Origin of the sequence: Flavobacterium sp., assembly GCF_043722275.1 — a bacterium.
In the GTDB taxonomy this organism is placed as follows: domain Bacteria; phylum Bacteroidota; class Bacteroidia; order Flavobacteriales; family Flavobacteriaceae; genus Flavobacterium.
In genome coordinates this window covers 57,493-77,929 of record NZ_JAYSPC010000043.1, presented here as the reverse complement: position 1 = coordinate 77,929, position 20,437 = coordinate 57,493, and the positions used below count along the sequence as shown (strand labels likewise).

Genomic DNA, 20,437 nt, shown 5'->3' with positions numbered 1-20,437 from the left:
TCACCAAAACTATTTAAGTTCCATAAATGAAAAAAATATCACTACTTTTAATTTGTTCTTTTATTCTTTTTAAAGTACAGGCTCAGGAAAGTCGGCCAATTACGACAGGAGTCCCATTTTTATTAGTTGCAGCAGATGCCAGAGCAGCAGGTTTAGCTGATCAGGGTGTCGCAACATCAGCCGATGCATTCTCACAACAATGGAATCCCGCAAAATATGCTTTTTCAGTAGATAAGCAAGGATTTTCAATCAGCTACACTCCTTATTTAACAGATTTAGCCAATGATATTTCACTTGGTCAGGTTACGTATTACAACAAAATTAATGATCGAAGTGCCTTTGCAGGAACTTTTCGTTATTTTGGTTTTGGAGATATCGAATTGCGTACAACAGGAGATCCTAATGAAGCTGCAAGAATTGTATCACCAAATGAATTTGCTTTCGACGGATCATATTCTCTAAAGTTAAGCGAGAAATTCTCGATGGCAGTTGCTGCGAGATATATTCGTTCAAATTTAAAAATTGCTTCAGAAGATGTTGATGCTTCGGCTGCGAGTACTTTTGCAGTAGATATTGCAGGTTTTTACCAATCAGAAGAAATTGCATATTCAGACTTTAATGGAAGATGGAGAGGTGGTTTCAACATGCAAAACCTTGGTCCAAAAATAAGTTATGACAATGATGATTTAAGTTCAAACTTTTTACCTGCAAATCTTAGATTAGGCGGAGGTTTTGATTTCATTTTAGACGACTATAATAAAGTAGCGCTTAGTGTTGAATTCTCTAAACTTTTAGTACCAACTCCTCCGGGACCAGGAACTCCGGTTGATGCTAATGGAGATGGTGATTATACTGATGTAGGAGATATTTCGCAAGAACAGGCAAATTCTACAAACTATAAAAATTACAACAGCATTGGTTGGGTTTCGGGAATTTTCAAATCTTTTGGAGATGCACCGGGCGGTTTCAGCGAAGAATTAAAAGAAATCACTTATAGTGCAGCTGCTGAATATATGTATCAGGATGCTTTTGCTTTAAGAGCAGGATATTTTCACGAAAGCCCTGAAAAAGGAGCACGACAATTTTTCTCTTTAGGAGCAGGATTTAAATATAACATCGTAAAAGTGGATGTTTCCTATTTATTTTCAACATCAAAAGTTAAAAATCCGTTAGAAAATACCCTTCGTTTTTCTTTAACCTTTAACTTTGGCGACAAATACGAAGTTTACTAAACAAAATCAAATAACAAAACAATACAATCCAAATTTCTATTTCTATAGGAATTTGGATTTTTTTTCCCATAAAAAGAATGAAAGAAATAAGCATTACGTCAACATTTACAACTTACGATACACTACAAGAACTTTCTCAGGACATTCAGGACTTAATGAATCAGGCAGTTGAAGTTCGCAAAAACGCATACGCACCATATTCTCAATTTAGAGTTGGAGCAGCATTATTATTAGATAACGGAAAAATTGTTTTAGGATCAAATCAGGAAAATGCTGCTTATCCGTCAGGATTATGCGCAGAACGCGTTGCTATTTTTCACGCCGGAAGCATTTATCCCGAAGCCAAAATTTTGAAAATGGCTATTACAGCAGCTTCAGATACAAATCAAACCACAGCACCAATTCCGCCTTGTGGTTCTTGCCGTCAATCTATTGCAGAATATGAAATCAAACAGGAAACCCCTATCGAAATCTTTTTTATGGGCGAAATAGGTGAAGTTTACAAATCAGCATCCCTGAAAAATTTGCTTCCTTTTATGTTTGATAAAAAGTTCTTGTAAAAAAAAGCCAAAAAGTACCTTTTAAATTTTACTTCTTAATAGGAATGTCTTATTTTTGCATCCCGACCTTTCGGGCGCAAATTTGTGGGAGGAAACTATTTTGCGTTATAGGCAACAATTGATAACACAAACAAACTTTAGCAAAAGAAAGAATTCAGATGAAAGAAGTTACAAAAGAAGTATATTTAAAGTGGTACGAAGACATGCTACTTTGGAGAAAGTTTGAAGACAAACTTGCAGCATTATACATTCAACAAAAAGTTAGAGGTTTTCTACACTTATATAATGGACAGGAAGCTGTATTAGCGGGTGCCTTGCACGCTATGGACCTGACTAAAGATAAAATGATTACTGCTTACAGAAACCACGTACAACCAATTGGTATGGGCGTTGATCCAAGACGAGTAATGGCTGAACTATTAGGAAAAGTAACAGGAACTTCTAAAGGTATGGGAGGTTCTATGCACATTTTCTCTAAAGAACACCGTTTTTATGGCGGACACGGAATCGTAGGTGGACAAATTCCGGTAGGAGCTGGTTTAGCTTTTGCTGATAAATATTTTGAAACTGGCGGAGTAACTATGACTTACTTTGGTGATGGTGCTGCCAGACAAGGTTCATTACACGAAGCTTTCAACATGGCGATGTTATGGAAATTACCAGTTGTATTTATCGTTGAAAACAACGGTTATGCAATGGGAACTTCTGTAGAAAGAACTGCAAATCACACTGATATCTGGAAACTTGGTTTAGGATATGAAATGCCTTGCGGACCTGTTGACGGAATGAATCCTGTAAAAGTTGCCGAAGCTATGACTGAAGCAATTGACAGAGCACGTCGCGGAGACGGACCAACTTTCCTTGAAATGAAAACGTACCGTTACAGAGGACACTCAATGTCTGATGCGCAATTATACCGTTCTAAAGAAGAGGTAGAAGAATACAAAAAAATTGACCCGATTACTCAGGTTTTAGATGTAATTAAGGATCAAAAATATGCTACAGAAGAAGAAATTGAAGCAATTGACCAAAAAGTTAAAGATTTGGTTGAAGAATGTGTGAAATTCGCTGAAGAATCTCCATATCCTGAATTACAACAATTATATGATGTAGTATACGCACAAGAAGACTATCCATTTACACCTCATAAACTATAACATTATTATGGCGATAAAAGTAACAATGCCTCGTTTGAGCGATACTATGACGGAAGGAACGGTAGCGACTTGGTTAAAAAAAGTAGGCGACAAAATTAGCGAAGGTGATATCCTTGCTGAAATTGAAACAGATAAAGCAACAATGGAATTTGAGTCTTTCAACGAAGGAACTCTTTTACACATAGGAATTCAAGAAGGAGAAACTGCTCCGGTTGATTCATTATTAGCCATCATTGGTAACGAAGGAGAAGATATTTCTGCTCTTTTAGGCGAAAGCCCCCTAACCCCCGAAGGGGAAGCAACTCCTGTAGTTGAAGAAAAAAACACAACAACCGAAACAGCTTCTCCTGCTCCCCCTTCGGGGGCTGGGGGGCTTCCTAAAGGTGTTATAGTTGTAACTATGCCACGTTTGAGCGATACAATGACGGAAGGAACAGTAGCAACCTGGTTAAAAAAAGTAGGTGATGCTGTTGCAGAAGGTGATATTTTAGCCGAAATTGAAACTGACAAAGCTACAATGGAGTTTGAGTCTTTCAATGAAGGAACATTATTATACATAGGAATTCAAGAAGGAAATACTGCTCCTGTTGATAGTTTATTAGCTATCATTGGGCCAGCAGGAACTGACATTTCTGGAATTGCTGATAATTATACTGCCGGAGGAACTACAACTGCAAGTGCTTCAGCAACTGAAGAAACAAAAACTGCTCCTGCTGCTGAAAAAGCAAGTGAAGCTGTAGCTGATACTTCTTCAAACGGAGGAAGAATTTTAGCTTCGCCATTAGCGAAAAAAATTGCTTCTGACAAAGGAATCCAATTAACTCAGGTTAAAGGTTCCGGAGAAAACGGACGTATTGTAAAAAGTGATATTGAAAACTTTACTCCATCTGCGCAAGCAAAACCTGCAACAACAACTGCTGCCGAAGCTCCAAAAGCTGACGCTGCTCCTGCTGCACCAAAAGTATTTGTTCCTGCCGGAGAAGTTTTCTCTGAAGAGATCAAAAACTCTCAAATGCGTAAAATTATCGCAAAACGTCTTGCTGAATCATTGTTTACAGCTCCTCACTACAACTTAGTGATCGAAGTAAGCATGGATGACGCAATGGCTGCAAGAGCGACAATCAATAGCGTTCCTGATACAAAAGTATCTTTTAACGATATGGTAATTAAAGCTTGTGCTTTAGCATTGAAAAAACATCCAAAAATTAATTCTCAGTGGAAAGAAGATGTTATCATCATCAACCACCACGTTAACATTGGTGTTGCTGTTGCTGTTGAAGACGGATTAGTAGTTCCTGTATTGAAATTTACAGATGCTATGAGTTTATCTCAAATTGGAGCTTCGGTAAGAGATCTTGCAGGAAGAGCAAAAAACAAAAAACTTGGACCACAAGAAATGGAAGGAAGTACTTTTACAGTATCTAACCTTGGAATGTTTGGTATCACTGAATTTAATTCAATTATCAACCAACCAAACTCTGCCATCCTTTCTGTAGGTGCAATTGTTGAGAAACCAGTAGTTAAAAACGGTCAGATTGTAGTAGGAAACACAATGATGCTATCATTAGCGTGTGACCACAGAACAATTGACGGTGCAACTGGCGCTCAATTTTTACAAACATTAAAACAATACATCGAAAGCCCGGTTACAATGTTGGCATAATTTTCATGTCAGCCTGAGCGAAGTCGAAAGGCAGCCTAAGCTAAGAAGTTTATTTTTATAATTAAATCCCGTTTTGTTTATTCAAAACGGGATTTTTTGTTTAATTTTCCTCCACTAATTCAATATTCATAAAATGAAAAAACTAATCCTTGTGACTTTATTTCTAACAGCAATTGCCTGTCAGAAGAAAGATCAGACCGAGAAACCCGCAGCTGTTGCAGATGAACACACTTTTTCTAAAGCAGATTTAGCTGTCGTAAAACATTTAGATCTTGACATCAAAGTCGATTTTGATACGCAAACTATCACAGGAAAAGCTTCCTGGCAAATTGACAATATCAGCAAAGGAAACGAAATTATCTTTGACGAAAATACACTTGAAATCACTAAAGTAACTTTAGGAGACGAAGAAAAAGAAACCAAATTTGAACTAGGTGCAGCAGTTGAATTTCACGGAAAGCCACTTCATATAACTATTGAACCAAATACAACTAAGGTCAATATTTATTATAAAACTACCAAAGATGCTGTTGCATTACAGTGGTTAACACCACAACAAACTGCTGATAAAAAGAAACCATTCTTATTTTCTCAAGGCGAAAGTATCTGGTCCCGTACATGGATTCCGTGTCAGGATTCACCGGCAATTCGTTTTACATATAATGCAAAAGTTACCGTTCCTAAAGATTTATTAGCTGTAATGAGCGCTGTAAATCCTCAAAAGAAAAATGATACCGGAGTTTACACATTCAAACAAGACAAAGCGATTCCGTCATATTTAATGGCAATTGCCGTTGGAGATATTGAATTTCAAGCCATTGATAACAGAACAGGTGTTTATGCAGAACCATCTTTAATAAAAAAAGCAGCATGGGAATTTGCTGAATTAGGAAAAATGGTTGGCGCTGCCGAAAAACTTTACGGACCTTATCGTTGGGGACGTTATGATGTATTGGTTTTACCTCCAAGTTTCCCTTATGGCGGAATGGAAAATCCTAATTTAACTTTCCTGACTCCAGGCGTTATCGCAGGAGATCGTTCTTTAACGAGTTTATTGGCACACGAATTAGGACATAGCTGGAGCGGAAATTTAGTAACCAATGCAACCTGGGATGATATCTGGTTAAACGAAGGTTTCACTACTTATGTAGAACACAGAATTGGCGAAGCAATTTTTGGCAAAAAAGAATTTGAAATGCAAAACGTGATTACACGTAAAGAATTAACAGATAATGTAGCCGAATTAGGAGATACAAGTCCTGATACTCGACTAAAGGTATCATTAACAGGAAGAAATCCTGATGACGGAATCAGCATGATTCCGTATGTAAAAGGATATGCTTTTTTAAGAGTAATTGAAAATGCAGTTGGACGTGAAAAATTTGATATTTTCATTAAAAGCTATTTTGATGCACACGCATTTAAATCGATCACAACCGAAAATTTTGTAAAATATATCAATAAAAATCTTATCAAAGGAGATAAAACTCTTGCTGATAAAATAAAGTTAGAAGACTGGATCTACAAACCGGGGATACCATCGAACATAACTCCGGTAAATTCTGTAGATTTTGATGCAATTGATAAAATCCAAAAAAGCTGGAGAGAAACAGGAATTAAAGGATTAAGTCAAAAAATTACAACAACCAGCGAAAAACAGTATTTTATAGATCATCTTCCCACTGATATTACACCAAAAGAAATGGAAGCTCTGGACACAGAATTCAACTTTACAAAAGGTGGTAATTTCATCATCAAGCGTCAATGGTTTATTCCTTCTATTCGTTATAAATATACAGCTGCATATCCTGCAATTGAACAATTTTTAATTTCAACCAGCAGAACCGGATCAGTAATGATGCTTTATAAAGAAATGGCAAAAACTCCGGAAGGAAAAGTTTGGGCAAATAAAATCTTTGATAAAGCAAAATCAGGTTATCATGCTACAACTGTTCAAGCTGTTGGAGATTTATTGAAATAGTTTTTAGTCACAGTAAAACAGTCTCAGTACTCAGTTACAGTATTCAGTAAACAGTTAGCATTTTACATACAAATCCCCGATTATTTAGTATAATCGGGGATTTTTTATTCCTATTTGTCTTTTCGAAAGTGGCCCTAGCAACAACGAACAGACAGAATAAATCAGGCCCAAAAAGGAACTACGCAATCTTGTCATCCCGAGGAACGAGGGATCCCTACAAGAAACTAACACAAAGCATTTCTTAAATTGACGAGCCACTTACGGAGATCCCTCGTTCCTCGGGATGACAAGACTGCGATTTCTCCTCGCATCGAAATAACAAAAAAAAAAACGAAAATATTCTTATGAAAATGATTGCCCTAGCCCCGATAGAAGTGAAAATCCTTTTGCTTTTTTCTTTAAAAAGCAAAAGATTGTAACGGATAGCGGGATTAGCTCCTAAAAAACAACTCAGGGAAAATTGTCCATCACATAGCGTAAATCCTCCATGTTCTAAAATCTATGATCGTCGCATCTTTGTAGTGTCAAAAGACAACAACTATAATTAACATAAAAAATTAAATAAGATGACACGATTAACAGCATTAAACCCGGAAGAAGCAACAGGAAAAACTAAAGATTTATTCAACGCTGTACAAGCTAAATTAGGAGTTATTCCTAACATGATGAGAACAATGGGGAATTCTCCGGCAGTATTAGAAGGATATTTGAATTTAAGCGGCGCATTAAGCCACGGAAAATTAAGTGCAAAAACAGGTGAATTATTAGCCATAACAATTTCCGAAACTAATTCATGTGATTATTGTGTAGCTGCTCACACTTTTATTGGAGAAAAATTATTAAAAGCTGACGCACAAGTTTTACACGATGCAAGAACAGGAAATTCTACAGATGCAAAAACCGAAGCTATTTTACAATTTGCAAAAACATTAGTTTCTAAAAATGGTTTAGTAAGCGATGCAGATGTTAGTGCAGTTAAAAGCGCAGGAGTTTCAGATGCTGAAATTGCAGAAACTGTAGCACATGTAGCTTTAAATGTTTTGACTAACTATTTCAACAATACTGCAAATACAGAAATTGATTTTCCGGCAGTTCCAAGTTTAGAATTACAAAACTAATTTCAACAAAAAACAAGCTATAAAGATAGTCGTGAATTCATTCGTGACTATCTTTATATTTTTTAAAACAGCATTATTATGAGCAATCAAAATGTCTATACATTAATTAATCCGCAAACCGGAAATCTGGCTTTCAAACTACTTCCGTTTGAGGATAATAGTCATTTTGATCATTTGCAGCGTAATAATTATTTTTCCTTAATTTGGGTAACCAAAGGAAAAGGCAAAGTAAAAGCTGATTTTGCAGAACATCAATTTGAGAAAAATTCACTCCTCGCCTTTTCTCCATATCAGCCATTTATGCTTTGTGTTAACGAACCAATTGAAGGAATTGCAATTCATTTTCACCCAGATTTTTACTGCATTCATTATCATCAAAAGGAAGTTTCCTGCAATGGCGTATTATTCAACAATGTCTATCAACCGCCTTATACGATAATTCCGGAAGAAGCTGCATTGATTTTTAAAATGGTTTTAGACCAAATGAAAACCGAAATCCAGAACGCTGAATTAGCACAATACGAGCTATTAATTTCTTATTTAAAGATATTTTTAATTACCGCTTCAAGGCTAAAAAATCAGCAATTAGAAGAAATGAAATCAGTTCCAAATTCCAAGGAACCTTTTATTCTTCAAGATCTGAAAGACGCGATTGAACTTAATTTTAAAATCAAACATTCTGCTGGACATTATGCAGAAATGCTCAATATTTCGGCGAAAGCCTTAGCCAAATTATCTAAAAATTACTTCAATAAAACCTTAACCGATTTAATTTCGGAAAGAATTATAATTGAAGCCAAAAGAGAATTATACATGACCAACAAAACGGTTAAAGAAATCGCTTATGAATTAGGTTATGATGACGAACATTATTTCAGTAGATTTTTTAAAACCAATGCCGATGTTTCACCACAATTATATCGTGAAACCGTAGGATTTGGAAAAATGGAAGCTTAATTTTTATTTTTAGCTTCAATCCATTTTGCCATGTATTTAGTACTTTTTAAAGTATGATGTTGAAGCAAACTTCCCATAAAATTATGCAGACGATGATTTTCGGAATCATTCAGTAATGAATTAATTCTTTCGATTAATGCATCTGAATATTTACTCTTTTGAAAACATTTATTTACAATTGTAATTCCGTTTTTTTGAGATTCTTTCCAGAGATTTTTATCCTGATATAAAGAAATTGCTTTTGTTGCAAATTCCTGAATATCATCAGTAATAAAACCATTCCACGGTAAATTTTCGTGCATCGCTTCAGAACCAATTGTTGTGGTTATACTTGGCGTTCCGCATTGCATGGCTTCTAATAATTTTCCTTTTAATCCGGCTCCAAAACGAATTGGCGCCAGAACAACCCGTGAGTTTTTAACAATTTCGTTAGCATTTGCGGCTCTTCCCATAATAAAAAAACCATTTTTAGGCTGATGCAACTGCAATACTTTTTGTGACGGATAAGCACCATAAACTTCTAAAACTGCATCTGGAAATTGCTTTTTAATCAAAGGCCAAATCGTTTCTTTTAAATATTGAACCGTGTTCCAATTGGGTTCATGAAGAAAATTTCCGATGAAAACAAAATTTTTCCTTTCTTCAAAAGAAGGCAATTTTACCAAATCATTTTCACTCATTTCATCAACCAGAAATGGCAAATAATGCAATAAACTCGAATCGATTTTTAAAACATCATTTAGAATTTTCATTTCAAATTGAGAAATAATAAACGACAAATCACATCTTAAAATACTGGCAACTTCCCGCTTTGCAACTTCTTCAGATAATAAATCATTTAATTCAAAACTTCTGTTTTCCTTAAATGCTTTTTGTCTTGCCGTTCTCAAACAATGCAAATCTTCGGTATCTAATAACCTGATTGCTTTTGGGGAATTCTCTGAAACGCGCCAGCCAAATTGTTCTTCGATCATAAAACGATCAAACAAAACAACATCAGGATTCAGCTCAATTATAAAATCATCAAAACTGGAATTATTCAGTTCAATTGATATTTTCTTCACTTCAAATTGAGATAAATCAACCATAAAATCACTGTCTAAAGCCGGGCTTGCAAATGTAATTTCAAATCCATTTTCTCTAAAAATAGAAATCAATTGCATCATTCTTCCGCCCGCCGCTGATGAATTTGGTTCAGGCCAGACAAAGCCTATGATTAAAAGTTTTTTTATCTGATTCATTTGATTTGTTTCAAGTTACAAAATAATACTATTTTACGCGGATTTGCACCATATTTCCTGACTTTCGGTGATAAAAAACACTAATTTTGCAGTTAACTTTTTTCTATAAAATTATGTTAGGATTAAAATTAGCTACAGATCCACGTTGGGTAAATATAGTAGAGTCAAATATTGAAGAAATCTTGACAGATCACGCCTGGTGTGAACAAAAAGCAGCTTCAAATGCCATTAGTTTAGTTACTTACAACTCTGAATTAGAAGAGTTAGTGACCGAAATGCTTATAATTGCCAGAGAAGAATTAGAGCATTTGCAAATGGTTCACGACATTATCAAAAAAAGAGGATTGACTTTAGGACGTGAAAGAAAAGACCATTATGTAAATGAGCTTTTTAAATTCATGAAAAAAGACGGAAGTCGAAAAGATGCGCTTTGTGATCGTTTATTATTTTCGGCAATGATCGAAGCAAGAAGTTGTGAGCGTTTTAAAGTACTTTCAGAAAATATCAAAGACGAAGAATTAGCTAAATTCTACCGTGACTTAATGATTTCTGAAGCCGGACATTACACTACATTTTTAGGATTCGCACGAAAATACACAGACAATATAGATATTGACAAACGCTGGAAAGAATGGATTGAATATGAAGGTTCGATCATTACCAATTATGGTAAAAGCGAAACTGTTCACGGATAATTTCCCTTAAATTCTATTTTCACATTATTATAAATACCAAAATTGGTTATGTCAACAAATAAAACGAAGTCCATTTTAATAAAAACGGCTAAATATCTAGGGATAACTTTTGTCGTTATTATGGGATTATTGTTTTTGACTCCTATTGTTTTTGCCGATAAAATTAAGGAGCAGATTAAAAAAACAGCGAATGAAAAACTAAGCGCAGAATTGAATTACTCCGATGTTTCGGTTTCCTTTTTCCATCACTTTCCTTCGCTAACTTTAACTTTAAATGATTTAAGTTTAAACGGATCAGCTCCTTATAAAAACGAAAAATTCATCACCGCAAAAGAAGTATCCTTTGGAATCAACGTTGCGAGTTTAATTTTTAGTAAAGAAGTAAAAATTGATCAGATTTATTTATCTGACTCTTTTATAAATGTAAAAGTAAACGCAAAAGGAGAAGCAAATTACAATGTTTACAAATCATCATCGCAAGCATCAACCACAAAAGACAGCTCAGAAACTGCTTTAAAACTGGAACGAATTGAGATTATAAACAGTAAAATAATTTACGACGATTTATCTACAAAAGTTCATTTTGATGCTTTTGGATTTGATTATTTAGGAAAAGGAGATTTAAACAAAGCCGTTTTTGATTTGTATTCGAAAGCTAAAATCGAAAAATTAAATATTGTTTATGACGGCGAACCTTATTTAATGAATAAAAAAATTGATGCTGATTTAATTACTAAAGTAAACGTCAACTCTTTGTCTTTCTATTTTCAGCAGAATAACCTTAAAATCAATCAGCTTTTGGTCGATTTTAAAGGAAAATTCGACTTCCTGAAAGATGGTTATAATATGGATTTTGTCATTAAATCTGACAATAGTGATTTGTATGATGTTTTTACTGCTTTCCCTCCAAAATATATTACATGGCTTTCTAAAACTGAATTAAAGGGAAATACAAACTTACTTTTTACTTTAAAAGGTGATTACATTGCTTCCCAAAACATTGCGCCGGATATTAATCTTGATGTAAAAATAGATAGCGGATTTGTCAATTATAACAAAAGCGCTTTTCCGGTTTCAAACTTAAATCTGGATATTAAAACAAAAGTTCCATCGTTAAATCCGGATCTTGTAATTGTTGATGCTCAAAATGTTTCATTAAACATCAACAAAGATTATTTAAAATCTAAATTCTATGTAAAAGGTATAAATACACCAGAAATCAATGCCGATTTTAAAGCTAAAATTGATCTTGAAAAATTAATTAAAGCCTTGGGAATTCCTGATATTGTATTAAAAGGAAGTCTTGCGGGAGATGTAAAAGCAAACGGAAAATTTGATCAGAAAAACAAGCTTTTCCCTGTAACAAATGGGGTTTTAGATTTAGAAAACGGTTATTTAAAAACACCCTATTATCCAAATCCTATCACAAATATTACAATCAAATCTAAGATTGTCAACCAAAAAGGAACTTTTGATGATTTGAAAGTGAGCCTGAAACCAACTCAATTTACTTTTGAAGGAAAACCTGTTTTTGTAACAGCTGATCTTAGCAATTTCAATGATTTGACTTATGATATCAAAGCAAAAGGCGAACTTGATGTAAAGAAAATCTATAAAGTCTTCTCTCAAAAAGGACTTAATTTAGATGGTTTTGTAAAAGCTGATTTAGTTTTAAAAGGCAAACAAAGCGATGCCGAAAAAGGAAATTACAGCAAACTGTATAACAAAGGAACTCTTGAATTAAGAAATATTGGAATAGCATCAGAATATCTTCCGAAGAAATTCATAATTAAAGAAGGGATTTTTAAAATCAATCAGGATAAAATGTCGTTCAATAACTTTTTAGCCGCTTATGGCGAATCAGATTTTAAAATGAATGGATATTTGCAAAACGTTTTTAATTATGTAACTACAAAAACTGGTATTTTAAAAGGTTCTTTTACAGTTTCATCCCGATATATTAATGTTGATGAATTCATGTCGAGTACGCCGGCAAATACTTCAGTAACAGAAACAAAAACAGAAAATCCTGCTCCTAAAACCGAAGCTAAACAATCTGGAGTTATTATAATTCCGACCAATTTGAATTTGCAATTTATGGCAAATGCCCAAAAAGTAAATTTTGACAAATTGAATCTTCAAAATGCAACCGGAAGTTTAAGTATGAACAAAGGTAAATTGAGCATGCAAAATACCGGATTTAATTTAATTGGCTGTAAAGTTGGCATGAATGCAAATTATCAGGCAGTAACTCCGCAAAAAGCAAATTTTGATTTTAACCTTAAGGCTTCTGATTTTGATATTAAAAAAGCATATAATGAAATTGAAGTTTTCAGAAAAATGGCAAGCGCTGCTGAAAAAGCCCAAGGAATTGTTTCTGTAGATTATCAATTAAAAGGCAGATTAAACGGAAACATGGATCCTGTTTATCCATCGCTAGTTGGTGGCGGAACACTTTCTATAAAGGATGTAAAAATGAGAGGATTGAAAATGTTTAATGCTGTAAGCAAACAAACAAATTCTGAATCAATGAAAAATCCGGATCTTTCCAAAGTTGATATTAGAACTACCATTAAAAACAATATCATGACGGTAGAACGCTTTAAATTCAAATTTGCAGGCTTCAGACCAAGAATTGAAGGCACAACAAGTTTAGACGGAAAACTGAACTTAAAAATGCGTTTAGGCTTACCTCCTCTTGGTATATTCGGGATTCCGTTGACCGTTACAGGAACCCAGAATAATCCTAAAGTAAAACTAGGAAGAAAAACTGAAGACCTTGAAGAAACTAAAGATTCTGAATAGTAAATTTTCAGTTTTTTAAATTGCTTCGCCTGTTCGCTATCGTTCGGGTTCAAATTCCCACTCTCAAAAGACGCTTTCTGTGTCATTTCGACGAAGGAGAAATCGCATCCAATATTCAACACAGTGCGTCCTCGCCTTGTGTGCATAACAAGTGTAATTTCTCCTTTCGGTCGAAATGACATAGCATACGCGAATAATACAAATAATAGAAAATATCTTAAACCAGATACAACATTTGCGAAACATACAAAATCCCTTTTGCCAATAACCACAATAAAACCGCCATTCCTAAAAATCCCCATGTCGATGTTCTGTTTCTTTTCCAGCTAATAAAAAATGTTGGAATCTCCCAATATTTGATAATAATATAGATACTCGTTCCAATTAATGATGCCCAAATCAATTCGGCGGAATGAATATAAAAGCTATAAAACAAAGTGAACGAAAGAAAAGCAATTGCAATAAATTGCAAATAATAGTAATTCTTAAAATTATATCTAAAGTTATCTTTAAGCGATAAAAGTAGAAAGGAAATAATCAACATACTGGTCAAAGCAATTATCACATAAGAAAAAAGCGGATTATGCTGCGTTATTAAAAAGCCATCAATTATTAAAGCTATAATAACACAAGCAGCGAGGGAGAGAATACTTCTTTCGATAGAAGTATCTTTGAAAGGAATCAGAATTGGTGAAATATATTTCTCTAAAGTGCGCCAAAACGGTAAAGCACAAATAACCGCCATAGCCGATACAACAATCTCATAATTGTACAATGTATCAGCTGGAATTTTATACAAAACATATAAAAGAGCCACAGTAACAATTATAGCCGGAAGACAAATTGTTTTCACAGTTTCCCAATTATTTTTACTCCAGAAATTATTCTTTATTTCAAAAATATATTTCTGTACTAAATATTTTCGGGTAAAAATAGCCGTTGACTGACTCCATAACAAAAACAAACCGGTATGAATCACTACGGTTCTCAATGTCATTTCTTCTATATAACAGCCAAAAATAACACAAGCAATACCTATGAATAATAATTCATAAGTCAATAAAATTGCAGAAAACATAAGTCTGAATATTGGAGCAAATTGCCTTATCAATATCCCTATAAGCAAACCCCAATAATTGCGCAATAACCCAATTACAGAGCATATTGCAATAAATGCAGCCAGATATAACATCCAGTTTGTTAGGGATTGAGTCTGCATCCATAAATGAACCGCAGAATTTTTTACAGGACTGTATAAAATATTTGAATTAACATAAATTTCATTCGCAAGTTGATTTCTTACTGTATCATTAATAGCAGGAAATTGATTTTTATGCTGTTGCCAATATATATTAGCCTCAGAACCATTCTTTTGCAGAATAGCAAATTCATATAAAATCTTTTTTTGATTATCGTTTAGTGATACGATTTGTTCAGTAGAATGAATTTCTTTTGCAAACAGGCTTGTACAGAAAAGAAATAAAAGGAAAACTATTTTTTTCAAAATTGGGGTAGATTTATCTAACCAAAAATACAAATAATAAGCCCAATAAATAATATGATAAATATTTTAATGCAATCAGGTATAAAATCTTACTTAATTGTTTTCTGATCTCGTGAAACCACTCTAAACAAAAATCTTGATACAATATATAAAATTAACGGACGAATGCCTAAATACAAGAAAGCGCCAATTAATACTAATATAAATCCAACTACCGTTGGAAGAACAGCGCCAAATGTAAAAGTCATACCAATAACAAATCCAAGAAAATACTCCGCTCTGTAAATAGGAAAAAACAATCCTGAAACAAGTATTATCAAAAGTATATATGCTGGAAAATTTTCATACCCTAAAGTAAAAAATACAGAAAGAAGTATTCCAAGAATCAAAGCAGAAATAAATGCGTAAACTATATTTATCGGGAATCGATGAATGTTTTGATTTTCATCTTTGATTACAACTCTTTTTTTCAAAGTATAAAATAGAAACGAGGATAACGAAGGAAGCAAAAGAGCTCCCCACCAATTAGAAATTTCAGGCAGACTTTTATCATTTAATATATGATGACTTGGTACACCTTCATGAAAATAATTCCACGATAACAACGTAAATATAGCAATCGTTATAATTGCCGTAAAATACAGCTGGGCTTTAAAAAATAATTTTTCGTTCATAAAAATCTAATTTAAATAATTAACTGAAATAAATTATCGTTATCAATTTTTAAACTGATTGCTAATTCTATTTAACATATGTTGCATTAATATTCAAAACGTTACACTTATGTCAGGTTTATTTTATTACAAGAACAATTATTTTAAAAATGATTTAAAAACAAAAAACCCGCTCTTTTCAGAACGGGTTTTGTAATAAGTAGTCTAATGATTATGCTTCGAATGGAAGGATAGATACATAAGATTTGTTATCTCTTTTCTTTTGGAACTTAACAACTCCAGCTACTCTTGCGTGTAGTGTGTGATCTTTACTAATGTAAACATTTTCACCTGGATTATGTTTTGAACCTCTTTGTCTAACGATGATGTTCCCAGCAATAGCAGCTTGACCTCCAAAAATCTTAACGCCTAAACGTTTTGATTCTGATTCTCTACCATTCTTCGAACTACCGACACCTTTCTTGTGAGCCATGACGTATGAGTTTAAATATTGTTATTATTCTTTAGTAGCTTCTTTTTTTGCTTTTGGAGCTGCTGCTTTTTTTGCTTTTGGAGCCTCTTCAACTTCAGTAGCCGGAGCTTCTTCTGCTACAACTGCTTTTTTAGCTGCTGCTTTTTTAGTTCCTCCAGTTGCAGTAATACCTTCAATTACAATTTGAGTAAGATATTGTCTGTGACCATTTCTCTTTTTGTATCCTTTTCTTCTTTTCTTCTTGAAAACGATAACTTTATCTCCTTTTAAGTGTTGTAACACTTTAGCTTCTACTGAAGCACCTTCTATAGCTGGGGCGCCTAAAGTAATGCTGCCATTATCATCTAATAAAAGAACTTTGTCAAAAGAAATTTTTGAACCTTCTTCATTAGTCAAACGGTTAACATAAACCTTTAAGTCTTTGCTTACTTTGAATTGTTGCCCTGCTATCTCTACGATTGCATACATACCAAATTGATTTATTGATTTTTAAGGTTGCAAATATACAATTAATAATTTAGTATGCAATCTCTTATTCTAAAAATATTTATTTCCTTTTAAAGTCTGTTTTTCAAGGCATTTCGTCATTCAAAAAGAAACATTTACCCCAAAAACACTGTTAAAGTATCACCAAAATAGCACTTAAACATTAATTCATCATTAAAAAAAGTTATTTTTGGTGTAACGATAATCAACTCTTGGCTACCTACATATTAGGTAAATATAAATTTATTAATCTTTATGAAAAATTCAATAATGATGTTAAGTGCAGCACTAATGCTCGGCGGAGTGGCTCATGCTCAAAAGGTAGCTTTTGAAGAATATAATTTAGATAACGGCATGCATGTTATTTTACACAATGATCCATCGGCTCCGGTTGTCATAACCTCAGTAATGTATCATGTGGGATCAAAAGATGAGCGTCCTGACCGAACTGGTTTTGCACATTTCTTTGAACATTTATTATTTGAAGGAACTCAAAATATAAAACGTGGCGAATGGATGAAAATCGTTACTGCAAATGGCGGAGTAAATAACGCTAATACATCTGATGACAGAACTTATTATTATGAAGTTTTCCCGTCAAACAGTCTGGAACTTGGTTTATGGATGGAATCTGAAAGATTGATGCACCCAATTATCAATAAAATTGGCGTTGACACACAAAATGAAGTTGTAAAAGAAGAAAAAAGAATGCGTTACGACAATCAGCCTTACGGAAATATCTTGCCGGTTGTAAAAGAAAACATGTTTAAAAATCACCCATATCGTTGGACCACTATTGGTTCTATGAAAGATCTGGATGCTGCAACTCTGGAAGAATTTCAGGCTTTTAATAAAAAATTCTATACGCCAAATAATGCTGTTTTAGTTGTTGCCGGAGATTTTGACAAAGCTAAAACCAAAGAATGGATTCAGAAATATTTTGCTCCAATTCCACGTGGAGAAGATGTAAAAAAACAAACTTTTGTTGAAGAACCAATTAATAAAACTATAAAAGCAACTTACGAAGATCCGAATATTCAGATTCCGATGATCGTTGCTTCTTACAGAACTCCTTCAATGAAAACAAGAGATGCGAGAGTTTTAGATTTAATCTCGTCTTATTTAAGTGATGGGAAAAGTTCAAAATTGTACAAAAAAATAGTTGACGATAAAAAAATGGCGCTTCAAATTGGAGCGGTGGGTTTTAGTCAGGAAGATTACGGAATGTACATTTTATATGGTTTGCCAATGGCGCCCAATACAACAGCAGACATTTTAAAAGAAATGGATGAAGAAATTGTGAAAATTCAAACGGAGTTAATTTCTGAAAAAGACTATGAAAAATTACAAAATAAATTCGATAATAATTTTGTGAACGCAAATGCAAGCGTTGAAGGAATTGCTGAAAATCTGGCTTCTTATTATTTGCTTTATGGAGATGTAAACCTGATTAATACTGAAATTGATCTTTACCACTCCATTACAAGAGAAGAAATTAGAGAAGTAGCTAAAAAGTATCTAAACCCAAACCAGCGTTTAATTTTAGACTACATTCCTTCAACTAAAGTTCAAAACTAAGCTATCGAAACATGAAAAAAGTACATACATTTTTAATCCTTTTATTCCTCACCGGAATTATGCAAGCACAAGATCGTCCACAACCCAAACCAGGCCCTTCGCCAGTAGTCAACATCAAAAAACCGCAAACTTTTGTTTTGGCAAACGGCATGAAAGTTTTGGTAGTTGAAAATCATAAATTACCAAGAGTAAGTTTTAGTTTAACTTTAGACAATCCTCCTTTTACCGAAGGAAATAAAAAAGGCGTTGACGAATTAACAAGCAGTTTAATTGGTAACGGAACTAAAAAAACAACCAAAGAAGCCTTTAATGAAGAAATTGACTTTTACGGAGCAAACATTAATTTTTCATCTTCGGGAGCATATGCAAGTGCACTTTCTAAATATTCAGGACGTGTTTTAGAGCTTTTAGCCGAAGGTACTTTACAGCCTAATTTCACTCAAACCGAATTTGATAAAGAAAAATCAAAATTAATAGAAGGGCTTAAAGCCGATGAAAAAAGCGTTCCCGCAATTGCAAGCCGTGTTGTTGATGTTTTAGCTTTTGGAAAAAATCATCCTTCAGGAGAATATATTTCAGAAGAAACAGTAAAAAACGTAACTCTTGCCGATGTTCAGGCAAATTATGCCACTTATTTTGTTCCTGAAAATGCTTATTTAGTAATCATTGGCGATATTAAATTTAAGGAAACAAAAGCAGCAGTTGAAAAACTTTTTAGCGGATGGAAAAAACAAGCTGCTCCAAAAAATACCTATCCAAATCCGGAGAATGTTGCTAAACTTCAAATTGATTTTGTTGATGTTCCAAACGCCGTTCAATCTGAAATTTCATTGGTAAATACCGTGAATTTAAAAATGAGCGATCCTGATTTTTTCCCTGCCGTAATTGCAAATCAAATTTTAGGAGGAGATTTCAACAGTTATTTAAACATGAATTTACGTGAGGAACATGCCTGGACATACGGCGCAAGTTCAAGCATTGGAGCAGGAAAATATGTAACTAAATTCAAGGCTTCATCTGCCGTTAGAAACACGGTTACAGATAGTGCCGTTGTGCAATTTATAAAAGAAATTAAAAGAATCAGAACCGAAAGAGTTCCTCAGGAAGTTTTAAGAAACGTAAAAGCGGGATACATTGGGCGATTTGTGATGCAGGTAGAAAAGCCTCAAACTGTTGCACGATATGCATTGAATATTGAAACAGAAAAACTTCCGGCTGACTTTTACGAAAAATACATTCAAACGATAAACGATGTTACCGCTGACGATATTTACCGCGTTGCCAATAAATACTTTTTATTAGATAATATCCGAATTGTGATTGCCGGAAAAGGTTCTGATGTAATTGCTGGTTTAGAAAAATTACAAATTCCGATTTCCTATTTTGATAAATACGGAAATCCTGTCGAAAAACCTGTTGCTAATAAAGAAGCCCCAGCCGGAATTACAGCAAAAACGGTTTTCGAGAATTACCTGAAAGCAATTGGTGGAGAAAAAGCAGTTTCGGCTGTAAAAACGCTATCAATGACAGGAATCACAACCGTTCCGCAAGCTCCGGGACCTTTAACTTTTACATCTAAATTAGATTCAAAAGGAAAAATGATGGTTTCGCTTGCAATGGGAACCATGAATTTAATGAAACAAGTTGTAAACGAAAAAGGCGCTTATATCGAGCAACAAGGAAAACGCAAAAACCTTGAAGGCGCAGATCTGTCCGACATGAAAGCAAACGCTGCTCCTTTTGAAGAATTACAACTTGCAAAAAGAACAGATTTAAAAGTGGACAGAATCGAACCTATCAATAACAACGATGCTTATGCGATAATTGATGGAAAAACAACGTATTTCTACGATGTGAAATCAGGCTTAAAAGTAGCGGAATCTAAAGTTCGTGAACAAGCCGGAAAATCATCGGCACAAATAACAAACTTTAACGATTATAAAGAGGTAAAAGGCATTAAAGTTCCTTTTAACTTAGTTCAGAATGTTGGTTTTGAATTGGATATTAAAATGTCTGATATTAAGATAAACGAAGGCGTTTCTGATCAGGATTTTCTTTAGGAAGATTCTGAGGCACTAAGTTGCTAAGGTTCTAAGATTTTAGAAGCTTTGTCAAAGTTTTAACGCTTTGATAAAGCTTTTTTTATGCGCTTCAATTTGTCAGGCTGAGCGGAGTCGAAGTCCGCGTTACAATTGGATCGCCCTTCGACTCCGCTCTGGGTGACACCGTAGATAGCTTTGTCAAAGTTTTTTTTATACATTCCTATTGTCAGGCTGAGCGAAGTCGAAGTCCGCATTACAATTGGAGCGCCCTT

16 protein-coding genes are annotated in these 20,437 nt (G+C 34.1%); 11 read left to right on the top strand and 5 right to left on the bottom strand.

Translation table 11 applies throughout. The annotated features are described in order from the left end of the window. The first annotated feature begins 26 nt into the window (after positions 1 to 26). The 7 genes from porV to ACHZDT_RS05715 all read left to right on the top strand — a co-directional run bounded on the left by porV (position 27) and on the right by ACHZDT_RS05715 (position 8,668). Positions 27 to 1,232 (top strand): type IX secretion system outer membrane channel protein PorV, encoded by a 1,206-nt coding sequence (porV, locus tag ACHZDT_RS05745; RefSeq protein WP_394773679.1) that lies wholly within the window; start codon positions 27 to 29, stop codon positions 1,230 to 1,232. Positions 1,233 to 1,309: 77 nt separating this feature from the next. Further along, positions 1,310 to 1,792: a cytidine deaminase gene (gene cdd / locus ACHZDT_RS05740; protein ID WP_213295105.1), complete on the top strand. Its 483-nt coding sequence runs from the start codon at positions 1,310 to 1,312 to the stop codon at positions 1,790 to 1,792. A gap of 158 nt (positions 1,793 to 1,950) precedes the next feature. After that, complete coding sequence (pdhA, locus tag ACHZDT_RS05735; RefSeq protein ID WP_394773678.1) at positions 1,951 to 2,949, top strand: pyruvate dehydrogenase (acetyl-transferring) E1 component subunit alpha; 999 nt, start codon at positions 1,951 to 1,953, stop codon at positions 2,947 to 2,949. Positions 2,950 to 2,956: 7 nt separating this feature from the next. Then, on the top strand, positions 2,957 to 4,612 hold the full coding sequence (locus ACHZDT_RS05730) for a 2-oxo acid dehydrogenase subunit E2 (protein ID WP_394773677.1): 1,656 nt from the start codon (positions 2,957 to 2,959) through the stop codon (positions 4,610 to 4,612). Between the two features lie 133 nt (positions 4,613 to 4,745). Continuing rightward, the gene (locus tag ACHZDT_RS05725) at positions 4,746 to 6,593 is read left to right on the top strand and encodes a leukotriene A4 hydrolase C-terminal domain-containing protein (protein ID WP_394773676.1); all 1,848 of its coding nucleotides are present in this window, start codon (positions 4,746 to 4,748) and stop codon (positions 6,591 to 6,593) included. A 566-nt stretch (positions 6,594 to 7,159) separates the two neighbouring features. Beyond that, complete coding sequence (locus ACHZDT_RS05720; protein ID WP_394773675.1) at positions 7,160 to 7,711, top strand: carboxymuconolactone decarboxylase family protein; 552 nt, start codon at positions 7,160 to 7,162, stop codon at positions 7,709 to 7,711. Positions 7,712 to 7,789: 78 nt separating this feature from the next. Beyond that, complete coding sequence (locus tag ACHZDT_RS05715; protein ID WP_394773674.1) at positions 7,790 to 8,668, top strand: helix-turn-helix domain-containing protein; 879 nt, start codon at positions 7,790 to 7,792, stop codon at positions 8,666 to 8,668. On the opposite strand, the gene ACHZDT_RS05710 is transcribed toward ACHZDT_RS05715, so the two are convergent. Continuing rightward, on the bottom strand, positions 8,665 to 9,909 hold the full coding sequence (locus ACHZDT_RS05710; protein WP_394773673.1) for a glycosyltransferase: 1,245 nt from the start codon (positions 9,907 to 9,909) through the stop codon (positions 8,665 to 8,667). The two genes, ACHZDT_RS05715 and ACHZDT_RS05710, sit on opposite strands and share 4 nt — an antisense overlap. 113 nt (positions 9,910 to 10,022) lie before the next feature. Between ACHZDT_RS05710 and ACHZDT_RS05705 the strand changes: the two genes are divergently transcribed. Together ACHZDT_RS05705 and ACHZDT_RS05700 are read left to right on the top strand one after the other, a co-directional pair. Beyond that, positions 10,023 to 10,604, top strand: a complete 582-nt coding sequence (locus ACHZDT_RS05705; protein WP_213295077.1) for a tRNA-(ms[2]io[6]A)-hydroxylase — start codon at positions 10,023 to 10,025, stop codon at positions 10,602 to 10,604. A 48-nt stretch (positions 10,605 to 10,652) separates the two neighbouring features. Beyond that, positions 10,653 to 13,409 carry an AsmA-like C-terminal region-containing protein gene (locus tag ACHZDT_RS05700; protein ID WP_394773672.1) on the top strand — a complete coding sequence of 919 codons (2,757 nt, stop codon included), beginning with the start codon at positions 10,653 to 10,655 and terminating at the stop codon, positions 13,407 to 13,409. A 217-nt stretch (positions 13,410 to 13,626) separates the two neighbouring features. Here ACHZDT_RS05700 and ACHZDT_RS05695 read toward each other — a convergent pair whose 3' ends face one another. From ACHZDT_RS05695 to rplU, 4 genes are all read right to left on the bottom strand, one after another. Next, entirely contained in the window at positions 13,627 to 14,913 is a 1,287-nt protein-coding gene (locus tag ACHZDT_RS05695) for a hypothetical protein (RefSeq protein WP_394773671.1), read from the bottom strand. A gap of 89 nt (positions 14,914 to 15,002) precedes the next feature. Continuing rightward, the gene (locus ACHZDT_RS05690) at positions 15,003 to 15,587 is read right to left on the bottom strand and encodes a hypothetical protein (protein ID WP_394773670.1); all 585 of its coding nucleotides are present in this window, start codon (positions 15,585 to 15,587) and stop codon (positions 15,003 to 15,005) included. Between the two features lie 211 nt (positions 15,588 to 15,798). Beyond that, the gene (gene rpmA / locus ACHZDT_RS05685) at positions 15,799 to 16,059 is read right to left on the bottom strand and encodes a 50S ribosomal protein L27 (RefSeq protein ID WP_035685981.1); all 261 of its coding nucleotides are present in this window, start codon (positions 16,057 to 16,059) and stop codon (positions 15,799 to 15,801) included. A gap of 24 nt (positions 16,060 to 16,083) precedes the next feature. Beyond that, entirely contained in the window at positions 16,084 to 16,527 is a 444-nt protein-coding gene (gene rplU / locus ACHZDT_RS05680) for a 50S ribosomal protein L21 (RefSeq protein WP_394773669.1), read from the bottom strand. A gap of 273 nt (positions 16,528 to 16,800) precedes the next feature. Here rplU and ACHZDT_RS05675 point away from each other — a divergent pair, with 273 nt between their 5' ends. Together ACHZDT_RS05675 and ACHZDT_RS05670 are read left to right on the top strand one after the other, a co-directional pair. Continuing rightward, positions 16,801 to 18,123 carry a M16 family metallopeptidase gene (locus tag ACHZDT_RS05675; RefSeq protein WP_394773668.1) on the top strand — a complete coding sequence of 441 codons (1,323 nt, stop codon included), beginning with the start codon at positions 16,801 to 16,803 and terminating at the stop codon, positions 18,121 to 18,123. An 11-nt stretch (positions 18,124 to 18,134) separates the two neighbouring features. Next, on the top strand, positions 18,135 to 20,183 hold the full coding sequence (locus tag ACHZDT_RS05670) for a M16 family metallopeptidase (protein WP_394773667.1): 2,049 nt from the start codon (positions 18,135 to 18,137) through the stop codon (positions 20,181 to 20,183). The last annotated feature ends 254 nt before the right edge of the window (positions 20,184 to 20,437 follow it).

What these genes read in the sequence shown, in the direction of transcription:
- porV (WP_394773679.1), top strand. Translation starts at nt 27, where the DNA reads ATGAAAAAAATATCACTACTTTTAATTTGTTCTTTTATTCTTTTTAAA.
- cdd (WP_213295105.1), top strand. Translation starts at nt 1,310, where the DNA reads ATGAAAGAAATAAGCATTACGTCAACATTTACAACTTACGATACACTA.
- pdhA (WP_394773678.1), top strand. Translation starts at nt 1,951, where the DNA reads ATGAAAGAAGTTACAAAAGAAGTATATTTAAAGTGGTACGAAGACATG.
- ACHZDT_RS05730 (WP_394773677.1), top strand. Translation starts at nt 2,957, where the DNA reads ATGGCGATAAAAGTAACAATGCCTCGTTTGAGCGATACTATGACGGAA.
- ACHZDT_RS05725 (WP_394773676.1), top strand. Translation starts at nt 4,746, where the DNA reads ATGAAAAAACTAATCCTTGTGACTTTATTTCTAACAGCAATTGCCTGT.
- ACHZDT_RS05720 (WP_394773675.1), top strand. Translation starts at nt 7,160, where the DNA reads ATGACACGATTAACAGCATTAAACCCGGAAGAAGCAACAGGAAAAACT.
- ACHZDT_RS05715 (WP_394773674.1), top strand. Translation starts at nt 7,790, where the DNA reads ATGAGCAATCAAAATGTCTATACATTAATTAATCCGCAAACCGGAAAT.
- ACHZDT_RS05710 (WP_394773673.1), bottom strand. Translation starts at nt 9,909, where the DNA reads ATGAATCAGATAAAAAAACTTTTAATCATAGGCTTTGTCTGGCCTGAA.
- ACHZDT_RS05705 (WP_213295077.1), top strand. Translation starts at nt 10,023, where the DNA reads ATGTTAGGATTAAAATTAGCTACAGATCCACGTTGGGTAAATATAGTA.
- ACHZDT_RS05700 (WP_394773672.1), top strand. Translation starts at nt 10,653, where the DNA reads ATGTCAACAAATAAAACGAAGTCCATTTTAATAAAAACGGCTAAATAT.
- ACHZDT_RS05690 (WP_394773670.1), bottom strand. Translation starts at nt 15,587, where the DNA reads ATGAACGAAAAATTATTTTTTAAAGCCCAGCTGTATTTTACGGCAATT.
- rpmA (WP_035685981.1), bottom strand. Translation starts at nt 16,059, where the DNA reads ATGGCTCACAAGAAAGGTGTCGGTAGTTCGAAGAATGGTAGAGAATCA.
- rplU (WP_394773669.1), bottom strand. Translation starts at nt 16,527, where the DNA reads ATGTATGCAATCGTAGAGATAGCAGGGCAACAATTCAAAGTAAGCAAA.
- ACHZDT_RS05675 (WP_394773668.1), top strand. Translation starts at nt 16,801, where the DNA reads ATGAAAAATTCAATAATGATGTTAAGTGCAGCACTAATGCTCGGCGGA.
- ACHZDT_RS05670 (WP_394773667.1), top strand. Translation starts at nt 18,135, where the DNA reads ATGAAAAAAGTACATACATTTTTAATCCTTTTATTCCTCACCGGAATT.